We start from the raw sequence: 12,810 nt of genomic DNA on the forward strand, positions 1-12,810 counted from the left end.
TGAAAGGGGAAAATGGCCGCCTTTTTCTACGTACACCCCGCAGGAGATCAGCGATGCCCAGCCGTCGTGAGCGAGCCAATGCCATCCGCGCACTCAGCATGGATGCCGTGCAGAAAGCCAACAGCGGCCACCCGGGTGCCCCGATGGGCATGGCGGACATTGCCGAAGTGCTCTGGCGCGACCACCTGAAGCACAGCCCGACCAACCCGCAATGGGCCGACCGTGACCGCTTCGTGCTGTCCAACGGCCACGGCTCGATGCTGATCTACTCGCTGCTGCACCTGACCGGCTACGACCTGTCGATCGACGACCTGAAGAACTTCCGCCAGCTGCACAGCAAGACCCCGGGGCACCCGGAGTACGGCTACACCGCCGGCGTCGAAACCACCACCGGCCCGCTGGGCCAGGGCATCGCCAACGCCGTGGGCTTCGCCCTGGCCGAGAAGGTCATGGCCGCGCAGTTCAACCGCCCCGGCCATGAGATCGTCGACCACAACACCTACGTGTTCCTCGGCGACGGCTGCATGATGGAAGGCATCAGCCACGAGGTCTGCTCGCTGGCCGGTACGCTCGGGCTAAACAAGCTCACTGCGTTCTACGACGACAACGGCATCTCCATCGACGGCGAGGTGCACGGCTGGTTCACCGACGACACCCCGCGCCGTTTCGAGGCCTACGGCTGGCAGGTGATCCGCAACGTCAACGGCCACGACGCCGACGAAATCCAGATCGCCATCGAGACCGCGCGCAAGAGCGACCGGCCGACGCTGATCTGCTGCAAGACCATCATCGGCTTCGGCTCGCCGAACAAGCAGGGCAAGGAAGAATGCCACGGCGCTGCGCTGGGTGACGCCGAGATCGCCCTGACCCGCGAGGCGCTGGGCTGGAACCACCCGCCGTTCGAGATTCCCGCCGATATCTACGCCGAGTGGGACGCCAAGCAGAAGGGCGCCGACGCGGAGAACGAGTGGAACCAGCGCTTCGCCGCCTACGCGGCCGAGTTCCCGGAACTGGCCGCCGAATTCAAGCGGCGCATGGCCGGCGAGCTGCCGGCGGACTTTGCCGAGAAGGCGTCCGCCTTCATCCGTGAAGTCGCCACCAAGGGCGAGACCATCGCCAGCCGCAAGGCCAGCCAGAACTGCCTGAACGCCTTCGGCCCGCTGCTGCCGGAACTGCTCGGCGGCTCCGCGGACCTCGCCGGCTCCAACCTGACCCTGTGGAAGGGCTGCAAGCCGGTGGTCGCCGAGGATGCCTCGGGCAACTACATGTACTACGGCGTGCGCGAGTTCGGCATGGCCGCGATCATGAACGGCGTCGCCCTGCATGGCGGCCTGATTCCCTACGGCGCGACCTTCCTGATGTTCATGGAATACGCGCGCAACGCCGTGCGCATGTCGGCGCTGATGAAGCAGCGCGTGCTCTACGTGTTCACCCACGACTCCATCGGCCTCGGTGAAGACGGCCCGACCCACCAGCCGATCGAGCAGCTGACCAGCCTGCGCACCACGCCGAACCTGGACACCTGGCGCCCGGCCGATACCGTCGAATCGGCGGTGGCCTGGAAGTACGCGCTCGAGCGCAAGGACGGCCCGAGCGCGCTGATCTTCTCGCGGCAGAACCTGCCGTTCCATGTGCGTGACAACGAAACCGAAGCGGCCATCGCCCGCGGTGGCTATATCCTGAAGAACTGCGTCGGCGAGCCCGAGCTGATCCTGATCGCCACCGGTTCGGAAGTCAGCCTGGCGGTGCAGGCCGCCGACCAGCTGGCTGCGCAAGGCCGCAAGGTGCGCGTCGTCTCCATGCCTTGCACCAGTGTGTTCGACGCCCAGGACGCGGCCTACAAGCAGCAGGTGCTGCCGGTGGAGGTCGGTGCACGCATCGCCATCGAGGCGGCGCATGCGGACTACTGGTACAAGTACGTCGGCCTGGACGGTCGCATCATCGGCATGACCACCTACGGCGAGTCGGCCCCGGCCGGCCAGCTGTTCGAGGAGTTCGGCTTCACCGTCGAGAACATCCTCGCGGTGGCCGAAGAACTGCTGGAAGACTGATCTCGCGCGGCGGTGGATGGCTTCGGCCATCCACCCTACGTCAATCACCTTGTGCAGGGGGCAAAACCCGCACAGCGGTTTTCCCCGACAGGATCGACGAATCCGATGGCCAACGCCCGTCCCTATCGCGTCGCCCTCAACGGCTACGGCCGCATCGGCCGTTGCGTGCTGCGTGCCTTCTATGAGCGCGGCGGCGCCTTCGATTTTCAGTTCGTCGCACTCAACGACCTGGCCGACATGGCCAGCCTGGAATACCTCACCCGATTTGACTCCACCCACGGTCGCTTTCCCGGTGAGGTGAGCGTGGTTGGCGATTGCCTGCATCTCAACGGCCACTGCGTGAAGGTGCTGCGCGAGTCGACGCCGGAGGCCATCGACTGGCGGGCGCTGGAGGTCGATCTGGTACTGGAGTGCTCCGGCGCCTACACCACTCGCGCCGATGGCGAGCGATTTCTCGCCGCCGGCGTGCCGCGGGTGCTGTTCTCGCAGCCGATGGCCAGCGCCGCCGACATCGACGCCACCGTGGTGATGGGCATCAACCAGCAGCAGCTGACCGGCACCGAGCGGCTGGTGTCCAACGCCTCGTGCACCACCAACTGCGGGGTGCCGCTGCTCAAACTGCTCAACGATGCACTCGGGATCGAGTACGCCTCGATCACCACCATCCATTCGGCGATGAACGACCAGCCGGTGATCGACGCCTACCACCACGAGGACCTGCGCCGCACGCGCTCGGCCTTCCAGTCGGTGATTCCAGTGTCCACCGGCCTGGCGCGCGGGATCGAGCGCCTGCTGCCGGAACTCTCCGGGCGGATTCAGGCCAAAGCGGTGCGAGTGCCGACGGTGAACGTCTCCTGCCTGGATATCACCCTGCAGACCGCGCGCGATACCGATGCGCAGACGATCAACCGGGTGCTGCGTCAGGCCGCCGAAGTCGGCCCGCTCAAGGGGTTGCTGGCCTACACCGAACTGCCGCATGCCAGTTGCGATTTCAATCACGACCCGCATTCGGCGATCGTCGACGGCAGCCTGACGCGGGTCTCCGGGCCGCGGCTGGTGAACCTGCTGGCCTGGTTCGACAACGAATGGGGCTTCGCCAATCGCATGCTGGACGTCACCGAACATTATCTGCGCGTGGCTCATCGCGCCTAGCGAGCCGTGCCTTGCAACATCGCTGCCTATCGACCTTAAGGAAGATCAACATGACCGTTTTGAAGATGACCGACCTCGACCTCGCCGGTAAGCGCGTGCTGATCCGCGAAGACCTCAACGTGCCGGTGAAGGATGGCGCGGTGAAGAGCGACGCACGCATCCTGGCCTCGCTGCCGACCATCAAGCTGGCGCTGGAGAAAGGCGCCGCGGTGCTGGTCTGCTCGCACCTGGGCCGTCCGGAAGAGGGCATCTACAGCGAGGAAGACAGCCTCAAGCCGGTCGCCGATTACTTGTCCAAGGCCCTCGGCCGTGACGTGCCGCTGATCAAGGACTACCTCGACGGCGTCGAGGTCCAGCCGGGCGAGCTGGTGCTGCTGGAGAACGTGCGCTTCAACAAGGGCGAGAAGAAGAACACCGACGAGCTGGCGCAGAAATACGCCGCGCTGTGCGACGTCTTCGTCATGGACGCCTTCGGCACCGCGCATCGCGCCCAGGGCTCGACTCATGGCGTGGCCAAGTTCGCCAAGGTCGCCTGCGCCGGCCCGCTGCTGGCTGCCGAGCTGGAAGCACTGGGCAAGGCCCTGGACAAGCCGGCGCGGCCGATGGTCGCCATCGTCGCCGGGTCCAAGGTGTCGACCAAGCTCGACGTGCTGACCTCGCTGGCCGACATTTGCGACCAGCTGATCGTCGGCGGCGGCATCGCCAACACCTTCCTCGCCGCGGCCGGTTACAAGGTCGGTAAATCGCTGCATGAAGCCGATCTGCTCGACACCGCCAAGGCCATCGCGGCCAAGGTTGCCGTGCCGCTGCCCGTCGACGTGGTGGTCGCCAAGGAGTTCGCCGAAAGCGCCGAGGCCACGGTCAAGGCCATCGGCGATGTGGCCGATGACGACATGATCCTGGATATCGGGCCGAAGACCGCGGCCATGTTCGGCGAGATGCTCAAGGCCTCGCAGACCATCCTGTGGAACGGACCGGTCGGTGTGTTCGAATTCGATCAGTTCGGCAACGGCACCAAGGTGCTGGCCCAGGCCATCGCCCAGAGCCCGGCGTTCTCCATCGCCGGCGGTGGCGACACCCTGGCGGCGATCGACAAGTACGGTGTCGCCGAGCAGATTTCCTATATCTCCACTGGCGGTGGCGCCTTCCTCGAGTTCGTCGAGGGCAAGGTGCTGCCGGCGGTCGAGGTGCTGGAACAGCGCGGCGCCGAGTAATCGCGACGACCTGCCGGGCAGGTCGCGGCCTGCCTGGCAATCAACGGCGTGGCAACCCCGGCCGGTGCCTGTGGTCTGTGTTGTGTCAGACACAAGGAAAGGGGATGCACCATGCGCTATGTCGTTCTGGCTGTTTGCTGTCTGGGGCTGGCCGGTTGTGCCGGCGACCCCCCGGATACCGCCTGCGAAGTGTTCGAGCCGCCTGCGGCCAGTGGTCCCACGGCCGAGCGCGACCAACGGGTCGAGATGCAGGCCACCGGTGACCCGACGGTGACCACCCGCACCGATCTGCAGGAATGTCCCTGATCCCATTGCCAAGGAGCCGTAATGAAAGGCCTGTCGATTCTCGCCCTGGCGCTGCTGCTGGCCGGTTGTGGTCACTGGCAGTCCGGCCCGGACGCGCCGTTCGTGCGCTGGAAGTGCAAAGGCCAGCAGCATATCGGCTGGCGCTACGCCGACAGCGGGAAGACTGCCATCGACCTGAAGATCGGCGACAACGAACGCATTCATACGCTCAAGCGGGAACCTGCCACCTACGGCAGTTTCTATAGCGACGGCGTGATTGCGTTCCACGACAAGGGCAACGAGGCGCTGGTCTACCGCGTGACCGATGACGAGCTGCTGGCCCATGGCTGCAGCGCCTCGCTGATCAACCTCTAGCCGACCGCCGCGCCTTCGATGCGAAAGCCGCGGTCGGCGCTGGTAATTGGCGTGCCCGCCACTACAATGCCGCGCCCAGCGTGCCGTGCTTGAACAGCGCCGGCCACTGCGGCAGGCTTACACGATTAAACGACCCTGACCGGGAGAAAGGAAAACATGGCACTCATCAGCATGCGCCAGATGCTCGACCACGCCGCCGAGTTCGGCTACGGCGTGCCGGCCTTCAACGTCAACAACCTCGAGCAGATGCGCGCCATCATGGAAGCGGCCGACAAGACCGACTCCCCGGTGATCGTCCAGGCTTCCGCCGGTGCACGCAAATACGCGGGCGCCCCGTTCCTGCGTCATCTGATCCTCGCCGCCATCGAAGAATTCCCGCACATCCCGGTGTGCATGCACCAGGACCACGGCACCAGCCCGGACGTCTGCCAGCGCTCGATCCAGCTCGGCTTCTCCTCGGTAATGATGGACGGCTCGCTGAAGGAAGACGGCAAGACCCCGGCTGACTACGACTACAACGTGCGCGTGACCCAGCAGACCGTGGCCTTCGCGCATGCCTGCGGCGTGTCCGTGGAAGGCGAATTGGGCTGCCTGGGCAGCCTGGAAACCGGCATGGCCGGCGAGGAAGACGGCGTGGGCGCCGAGGGCGTGCTCGACCACAGTCAGCTGCTGACCGATCCGGAAGAGGCCGCGCAGTTCGTCAAAGCCACCAAGGTCGACGCCCTGGCCATCGCCATCGGCACCAGCCACGGCGCCTACAAGTTCACCAAGCCGCCGACCGGCGATACCCTGTCGATCCAGCGCATCAAGGAAATCCATGCGCGCATCCCGGATACCCATCTGGTGATGCACGGATCCTCCTCGGTGCCGCAGGAGTGGCTGAAGATCATCAACCAGTACGGCGGCGAGATCGGCGAAACCTACGGCGTGCCGGTCGAGGAAATCGTCCAGGGCATCAAGTACGGCGTGCGCAAGGTCAACATCGACACCGACCTGCGCCTGGCGTCCACCGGCGCGATCCGCGAATTCATGGCGAAGAATCCGGCCGAGTTCGACCCGCGCAAGTACCTCGCCAAGACCGTGGCGGCCATGCGCGACATCTGCATCGCCCGTTACGAAGCCTTCGGCACTGCCGGCAATGCCAGCAAGATCAAGCCGATCTCGCTGGAAGGCATGTTCCAGCGCTACGCCAGCGGAGAGCTGGACCCGAAGATCAACTGATCGATTCGGCCAGGAAAAAAGCCCGCATTCGTGCGGGCTTTTTCATGTCTGGTGTTCGGCGGGTTACGCGCTGCGGGCGCGCTCAGCTAGCCAGCAACTGCTGGATCTGGCTGCGCAGCGAATCCAGCGAAAAGGGTTTGGCCAGCACCGGCGCGGCGCGCGCCAGATCGCTCCCGGACTCATAGATCTCGATCGGGTAGCCGCTGATGAAGATCACTTTCAGGTCCGGGCGCAGCTTCAGCGCGGGCTCGGCGATCATCACCCCGGACACGCCGTCCGGCAGCCGGTAGTCGCTGATCAGCAGGTCGAGGCGCGGCTTGGTCGCCAGAATCTCGAAGGCGCGGGCGGCGCTGTCGGCCTGCAGCACCTGATAGCCCTCGCCGGCCAGGTACTCGGACAACAGAAAGAGAATGTGCGGCTCGTCTTCGACGAGCAGGACGACGTTGCTAGGGACAGGCTGCATCGGCGCAATTCTCGGAGTTTTTCATGACAGTTGCGATATCGGCGCGGCGCATGGCTAACGCAGCGCCATGAGCTTGGAGCAGGACCGCCCTGGCAAGTTCAGCGATCAGCGTACGGTCGTCAACCGCTACCTTGGTGCCCCCCTGCCGGCGCGAGGACTGGCCGCGAGGTGCCGGCGCGGCTAGGCTCAGGCTTTTGCGGAGAGCTGCGATGAGCGAACCCGAACCGCCGCAGGCCATTGCCGAACGTACCCTCGACCACTACCGGCAGAGCGCCGAGGCGTTCCGTGCCGGCACGCGCGACCATGATGTCAGCCAGAACATCGCCGCGTTGCTGAAACATATCCATGCGCCGTCGCCACTGCGCATCCTCGATCTCGGCTGCGGCCCCGGGCGCGATCTGAAGACCTTCACCGCGCTTGGGCATATCGCCGTGGGGCTGGACGGCGCCGAACCCTTCGTCGCGATGGCGCGTGCCGACAGCGGTTGTGACGTCTGGCATCAGGACCTGCTGCGCCTGGAGCTGCCGGACGCGGCATTCGACGGCATCTTCGCCAATGCCGTGCTGTTCCACCTGCCCAGTCGCGAACTGCCGCGGGTGCTGCGCCAGCTACGCGCGACGCTCAGGCCGGGCGGGGTGCTGTTCTGCTCCAATCCGCGCGGGAACAATGAGGAGGGCTGGAGTGGCGGTCGTTACGGTTGCTGGTACGACTGGCCGACGTGGCGTGCGCAGCTGTGTGGGGCGGATTTCGAGGAGCTGGAACATTACTACCGCCCCAGTGGCCTGCCGCGTGCGCAGCAGCCATGGCTGGCGAGCGTCTGGCGCAAGCCTGCAGCCGATCGATGAGTCACGCAGAATGCAACCTGCAAGCCAGGCGATCATGCGTAATGCAAGATCGCCGGGTTGGGCGTGTTTCAATAAATCATTGATTTTAAAAGACAAAATTGCGTTTGTTGGGTTGGCATGAACGCTGCTCCTGTTTCGAATGCTGGAAACTTTTACCGGAGCAGAACAATGAATGCAGCCCAACGTTTTCTTACTGCCGCGTTTCCCGAATTCGAAGTGCTCACCGCTCCCCGCCCGGATGGCGGCCTGTTGCTGACCCTGCGCAACGACGATCGGACCATCATCAAGCGCGCCCTGTCCAAGGGGCAGACCCAGGCGGAGATCCAGTTGCAGTGGGTGGTCAGCTCGATCCGCCGTGATCTGGCGCTGGAAGCGGGAATGTCTCCGGCCATCGCCCACCTGCAGAGTCAGAGCCGCACGGCGCTGCCGACCTACGAATACGCCTGAGGACGCGCGGGGCTGGCTGCGCAAGCGGCGCCGCCCGGCATCCGACCAGGCCGCAGAGCCGGGCGTCGTATCACCGTCACGAGAGGAAAGCCTGATGAATGCCATCGACCTGCTGATCCAGGACCACGAGCGCGTGAAGGACATCCTGACGCGCCTGACCGAATCCACCGAGCGGGCGGTCAAGACCCGTACCGAGCTGCTGCACAAGCTGGAAATGGAGGTCACCATCCATACCCAGCTGGAAGAACAGATTCTCTACCCCGCCTACAAGGACGCCGGCGCGAAGGAAGAGCTGAAGATGTATTACGAGGCCAAGGAGGAGCATCGCGCGGTGGATTCGCTGGTGCTGCCTGATCTCAAGGCCACCGATCCGGCAAGCGTGGAGTTCTCCGGTCGCGCCAAGGTGTGCAAGGAGTTGCTCGAACATCACCTCGAGGAAGAGGAATCGGAGATGTTTCCGCAGGCGCGCGAGATGTTCGACGCGGCCCAGCTGGAAGACATGGGCAAGCAAATGGAAGCGCTGCGTTCGCGCATGAAGAAGGAGTTCGCCGCCAAGCAGGCGGCCTGAGGTCTCGTCAGAGCGCCGTGCTCCGTCCGCTCATGAGGCTGACGGAGCACGCTGTCCGTACTGTTGACGCGCTGGCAATCGGCGCGCGCCATTGCCGCTGTGGAAACTGCCATGGCAGCGGCACTCTTGGCCGCAACGGCGGTCTATCTCCCGTGAATCTGACGATTCCAGAACTTGCCGGCCCGCCGCCGGTTCACCCGAAGGAGGTTATCCATGCGTCTCACCTATCTATTGCCCCCGCTGCTTGGTCTGCTGCTGGTTGGCTGTGGCGAAGACAAGCAGTCCGAACCCACTCCGCCGCCGGCGACCACCGAGCAGCCCGCCGCGCCTTCGACCGCGCCGGCTCCGACTCCAGAGCCGACTCCGGCTCCGACCCCTGCTCCGGAAACCGGGACGGGCACCGGCACCACTGGCGACACCACTACGCCGCCGGCCGGTGGCGGCACCAGCTCGCAGTGAGCCGAGTGGTTGCGGGAGCGCAGGCTCCCGCAACCAATGCGTAGCGATGCCACGGAGATCACGATGAAGCCAACAACGCTACTGCTGTGCTGCGCCCTCGGTCTGCTGCTCGGTTGTTCACCGGAAGACGAGCAGGACTCCGCGCTGGAGAACGTCGAGGAAAACGCACAGGAGTATCACAACACCGCGACCGATCCCGCCGGGCCCGGCGAGGTGTCGCCGCCATCGACGCCGCCTGCCGAATAAACGCCTCGCCTCAGACGCACTGTCCGGCTGCATGGCCGGAGGCCCAGGCCCACTGGAAGTTGAAGCCACCGAGGTGGCCGGTTACGTCCAGCACTTCACCAACGAAATACAAGCCCGCCGACTTCTGCGATTCCATCGTCTTGGATGACACCTCGCGCGTGTCGACGCCGCCGAGCGTGACTTCGGCGGTGCGATAGCCCTCGGTACCTGCCGGCACCAGCTGCCAGTCGGTCAGCCGCGCCGCCACGCTTTTCAGCTCGGCAGGCGTGTACTGCTTGAGCGGTTTGGAGGCGAACCACAGCTCGCAGAGCAGCGTCGCCATCTTGCGGGTGAACACCTCGCCCAGCAGCGTCTTCAGCTCGATATTCGGTCGCGCCGCCTGCTCGTCGAACAACCACTGCTCGGCGTCGCGCTCGGGCAGCAGGTCGATTGCCAACGCCTCGCCGGCCTGCCAGTAGGAGGAGATCTGCAGCATCGCCGGACCGCTCAGGCCGCGGTGGGTGAACAGCAGGTTCTCGCGGAAGCTCTGCCCATTGCAGCTCACCCGGCAATCTACCGACGTCCCCGACAGCTCGCCGCACAGCGCCTTGAGCGCCGGCTCGGTGATGGTGAAAGGCACCAGGCCGGCGCGCGTCGGCAGCACGGTGTGGCCGAACTGGCGGGCAACCTGATAGCCGAAGCCGCTGGCGCCCAGCGTTGGGATCGACAGACCGCCGGTGGCGATCACCAGCGACTGGCAGTGCAGCGCGCCGAGGCCGGTTTCCAGCGCATAGCCCTGTGCGGTTTTCTCGATCGTCTGGATCGCCGTGTTCAGGTGCAGCTCGACACCGGCATCGCTGCACTCGGCGAGCAGCATCTCGAGGATGTCGCTGGACTTGTTATCGCAGAACAGCTGGCCGAGCTTCTTCTCGTGGTACGGCACGCCGTGGCGTCCGACCAGCTCGAGAAAATCCCACTGCGTGTAGCGCGCCAGCGCCGACTTGCAGAAGTGCGGATTGCTGGAAAGGAAGTTCACCGGCTCGGTATACAGGTTAGTGAAGTTGCAGCGTCCGCCGCCGGACATGAGGATCTTCTTGCCGGCCTTGTTGGCATGATCGAGCAGTAGCACCTGGCGGCCGCGTCGCGCGGCGCTGAATGCGCACATCAGGCCGGCGGCGCCGGCGCCGATGATGATGACCTCAGTAGTTCGCACGGCTTGCCCTCGTTCGCGAAAAGGCGCGCATCTTACCGTGCCGGCGGCGCTACGGCTGCCCGGCGGGCGGCGCGCTGCCCAGCTTGAGCAGGTGCACCGCCATGCTGCGTAGCGGCGCCAGCTGCCGGCTGATCAGGCCGAGCTGGGTCTGCACCAGGCGGTGGCCGTCGTCGATATCCTCCGGAAGCTGTTCGAGTTGCTGCGCCAGCGCCTCTTCCTCGTCGCTGTGGATGGTGGGCGCGCGGCCGTCGCGCAGCGCCGCAGCCAGTTCGTCGAGGCTCTGCGCCAGGCGCTCGGCGGCGTCTTCGAGCAGCGCGTCGCTGGCATCGTCAGGCAGCGTTTCGCGATGCGCGCCGAGGCCGGACAGGTAGCTGAGCAGCGTGTGCGAGAGCACCAGGAAGCGGAAGCCGCTCTCGGCGTCGCGGCGAAAGTGCCCCGGCTCCAGCAGCATGTTCGACAGGGTGGTGGACAGCGCCGCGTCGGCGTTGTGCGCGTTACGCCGCGCCAGGCGGTAGGCCAGGTCGTCGCGCTTGCCGCTTTCGTACTGGCGCATGATCTGCCGCAGGTAGTCGGCGTTGCAGCTCAGCGTGTTGGCCACCATCTGGTTCAGCCGACGGCCTTGCCAGTCCGGCAGGATCAGGAATACCGCGGCCGCGGCGATGGCGCTGCCCAGCAGGGTGTCGAACAGCCGCGGCCAGATCAGGCCGTAGCCGTCGCCGATCTGGTTGAAGCAGAACAGCACCAGGAGGGTGATTGCCGCGGTCGCCAGGGTGTAGCGCGTGCTGCGGGTGGCGAAGAACACCACGCCGGCAATGACCGCGAACAGTGCCTGCACCTGCGTGCCGGGAAACAGATCGAACAGCGCCCAGCCCGCCAGCAGGCCGAGCACCGTGCCGCTGACCCGCTGCACCAGCTTGATGCGCGTCGCGCCGTAGTTGGGCTGGCAGACGAACACGGTGGTCAGCAACACCCAGTAGCCCTGCTCCGGATGGATCGCGTGCAGTACCGCATAGCCGCAGACCAGCGCGATGCTCATGCGCAGCGCATGACGGAATAGCAGCGAGGTGGGCGTCAATTGCAGGCGCACGCGGTTGAGCGCCTCGCCCAGTGTCTGCGGCTGGCGGTCGAGCAGGCTGCTGTCCTGCTCGCCGGCCAGGGAATCGGGATTGCTGGCGCTGGCGAGCTGGCGCTGCATGGTCGAGAGATTACCGGATAGCGCGCGCAGCGAGCGCAGCAGTCCGCGCCAGGCTGGGTTTTGCTGCTCGCGCAGATGATCCAGCGACGCCTGCAAGTCATCGAGCGCCTGGGCGTTGGCTTCGCTGTAGTGGAACGCCTGGCGCAGCTGGATGGCGGTGCCGAGCTCGGCGCAGGCGCTGGCCTGCAGGCGCAGCAGGCGCTGACAGCGGAACAGCACGTCGCTATGGAAGAACGCCTCGGCGAGCGCCTGATAGGGGTAGTGCGAGGAGCTGACGCGCTCGTGCAGGTCCTGGGCGAGGAAGTACAGCTTCAGGTAGTGGCTGATCCGCGTGCCCGGGCGGCCGTCGCCCAGGCGGTGCAACAGGGTTTCCTTGGCGGCGTTGAGTGCGCTGACCACCCGGCCGTTCTGCTGTGCCAGCTGCAGCCGCCGCTCTTCGACGTCGAGTGAGCGAATCGGCTCGAACAGCGCGGCCTTGAGCTTGAAGTACTGTCCCAGCTCGCGGTACAGCCGCGCCAGGCTCTGCTGTACCGGCTGGTGGGTGAACAGTGCGTCCCACAGCACCGAGAGCAGGCCGTACCAGGCGGCACCGGCGAGCAGCAGCAGCGGATCGCGCCAGAAGTTGAGGCTGGCACCGTCACGCTGGTCGGCGGCGATCATGCTGTAGATCGACAGAATCAGCGTGGCCTGAGCGATGGTTGCGTAGCGTTCGCCGAGCGCGCCGAGCATCACCAGCACGAATGTCGAGACCGCCAGTCCGAGGGCGAACAACCAGGGGTAGGGGAACAGCAGTTCCACCGAGACCGACGCCACGCTGAAGCACAGCAGGGTGGCCAGCAGCGCGCCCAGGCGGCCGCGCCAGCTGTCGTCGGTTTCCGCCAGCGCGCTGGCGATGATGCCGAGGAACAGCGGGATAACCAGCGCGGGCTGTCCGAGCCAGCTGCTCAGGCCCATGCTCCCGGCCAGCGCGATCAGCACGCGCAGGCTGTAGCCGAACTTCTCCAGCGCCCAGAGGCGACGCAGCGATTGGCGGAGCGAGGCGGTCGGCATGTAAAGGTCGGCCTTGACGGAGGATGGGGTATCGAATCGCCGGCCCG

The 12,810-nt window shown here is 65.7% G+C and carries 14 protein-coding genes; 11 read left to right on the forward strand and 3 right to left on the reverse strand.

Going from position 1 to position 12,810, the window contains the following annotated elements:
• Window positions 1-53 precede the first annotated feature (53 nt).
• From tkt to fba, 6 genes are all read left to right on the forward strand, one after another.
• Complete coding sequence (gene tkt, locus HU825_RS06760) at window positions 54-2,051, forward strand: transketolase (RefSeq protein ID WP_043297826.1); 1,998 nt, start codon at window positions 54-56, stop codon at window positions 2,049-2,051.
• 105 nt (window positions 2,052-2,156) lie between these two features.
• A complete protein-coding gene (epd, locus tag HU825_RS06765; RefSeq protein WP_054094388.1) occupies window positions 2,157-3,203 on the forward strand; it encodes an erythrose-4-phosphate dehydrogenase in 1,047 nt (348 codons plus the stop codon).
• Between the two features lie 50 nt (window positions 3,204-3,253).
• Complete coding sequence (locus tag HU825_RS06770; RefSeq protein WP_138300903.1) at window positions 3,254-4,417, forward strand: phosphoglycerate kinase; 1,164 nt, start codon at window positions 3,254-3,256, stop codon at window positions 4,415-4,417.
• Window positions 4,418-4,528: 111 nt separating this feature from the next.
• The gene (locus HU825_RS06775) at window positions 4,529-4,723 is read left to right on the forward strand and encodes a hypothetical protein (RefSeq protein WP_043297829.1); all 195 of its coding nucleotides are present in this window, start codon (window positions 4,529-4,531) and stop codon (window positions 4,721-4,723) included.
• Between the two features lie 21 nt (window positions 4,724-4,744).
• Entirely contained in the window at window positions 4,745-5,077 is a 333-nt protein-coding gene (locus HU825_RS06780) for an MliC family protein (RefSeq protein WP_234303177.1), read from the forward strand.
• Window positions 5,078-5,233: 156 nt separating this feature from the next.
• The gene (gene fba, locus HU825_RS06785; RefSeq protein WP_156716084.1) at window positions 5,234-6,298 is read left to right on the forward strand and encodes a class II fructose-bisphosphate aldolase; all 1,065 of its coding nucleotides are present in this window, start codon (window positions 5,234-5,236) and stop codon (window positions 6,296-6,298) included.
• 82 nt (window positions 6,299-6,380) lie between these two features.
• Here the strand turns inward: fba and HU825_RS06790 are convergent, their stop codons facing one another.
• Window positions 6,381-6,761: a response regulator gene (locus HU825_RS06790; RefSeq protein WP_138300905.1), complete on the reverse strand. Its 381-nt coding sequence runs from the start codon at window positions 6,759-6,761 to the stop codon at window positions 6,381-6,383.
• Window positions 6,762-6,970: 209 nt separating this feature from the next.
• On the opposite strand from HU825_RS06790, the gene HU825_RS06795 reads away from it, so the two are divergent.
• The 5 genes from HU825_RS06795 (at window position 6,971) to HU825_RS06815 (ending at window position 9,326) form a co-directional block, all read left to right on the forward strand.
• Entirely contained in the window at window positions 6,971-7,606 is a 636-nt protein-coding gene (locus HU825_RS06795; RefSeq protein ID WP_234303178.1) for a class I SAM-dependent methyltransferase, read from the forward strand.
• A 168-nt stretch (window positions 7,607-7,774) separates the two neighbouring features.
• Entirely contained in the window at window positions 7,775-8,053 is a 279-nt protein-coding gene (locus tag HU825_RS06800; protein ID WP_008568455.1) for a DUF3509 domain-containing protein, read from the forward strand.
• Window positions 8,054-8,147: 94 nt separating this feature from the next.
• Window positions 8,148-8,621 (forward strand): PA2171 family ribosome-binding persister protein, encoded by a 474-nt coding sequence (locus HU825_RS06805; RefSeq protein ID WP_043297832.1) that lies wholly within the window; start codon window positions 8,148-8,150, stop codon window positions 8,619-8,621.
• Between the two features lie 213 nt (window positions 8,622-8,834).
• Complete coding sequence (locus HU825_RS06810) at window positions 8,835-9,080, forward strand: hypothetical protein (RefSeq protein WP_431978450.1); 246 nt, start codon at window positions 8,835-8,837, stop codon at window positions 9,078-9,080.
• Between the two features lie 63 nt (window positions 9,081-9,143).
• Complete coding sequence (locus tag HU825_RS06815; RefSeq protein WP_036997356.1) at window positions 9,144-9,326, forward strand: hypothetical protein; 183 nt, start codon at window positions 9,144-9,146, stop codon at window positions 9,324-9,326.
• 10 nt (window positions 9,327-9,336) lie between these two features.
• Here HU825_RS06815 and HU825_RS06820 read toward each other — a convergent pair whose 3' ends face one another.
• Both HU825_RS06820 and yccS read right to left on the reverse strand, forming a co-directional pair.
• A complete protein-coding gene (locus HU825_RS06820) occupies window positions 9,337-10,470 on the reverse strand; it encodes a BaiN/RdsA family NAD(P)/FAD-dependent oxidoreductase (protein WP_431978464.1) in 1,134 nt (377 codons plus the stop codon).
• A gap of 97 nt (window positions 10,471-10,567) precedes the next feature.
• Window positions 10,568-12,763, reverse strand: a complete 2,196-nt coding sequence (gene yccS / locus HU825_RS06825) for a YccS family putative transporter (protein ID WP_234303180.1) — start codon at window positions 12,761-12,763, stop codon at window positions 10,568-10,570.
• Window positions 12,764-12,810: the final 47 nt, after the last annotated feature.

Origin of the sequence: Pseudomonas phenolilytica, from assembly GCF_021432765.1 — a bacterium.
In the GTDB taxonomy this organism is placed as follows: domain Bacteria; phylum Pseudomonadota; class Gammaproteobacteria; order Pseudomonadales; family Pseudomonadaceae; genus Stutzerimonas; species Stutzerimonas phenolilytica.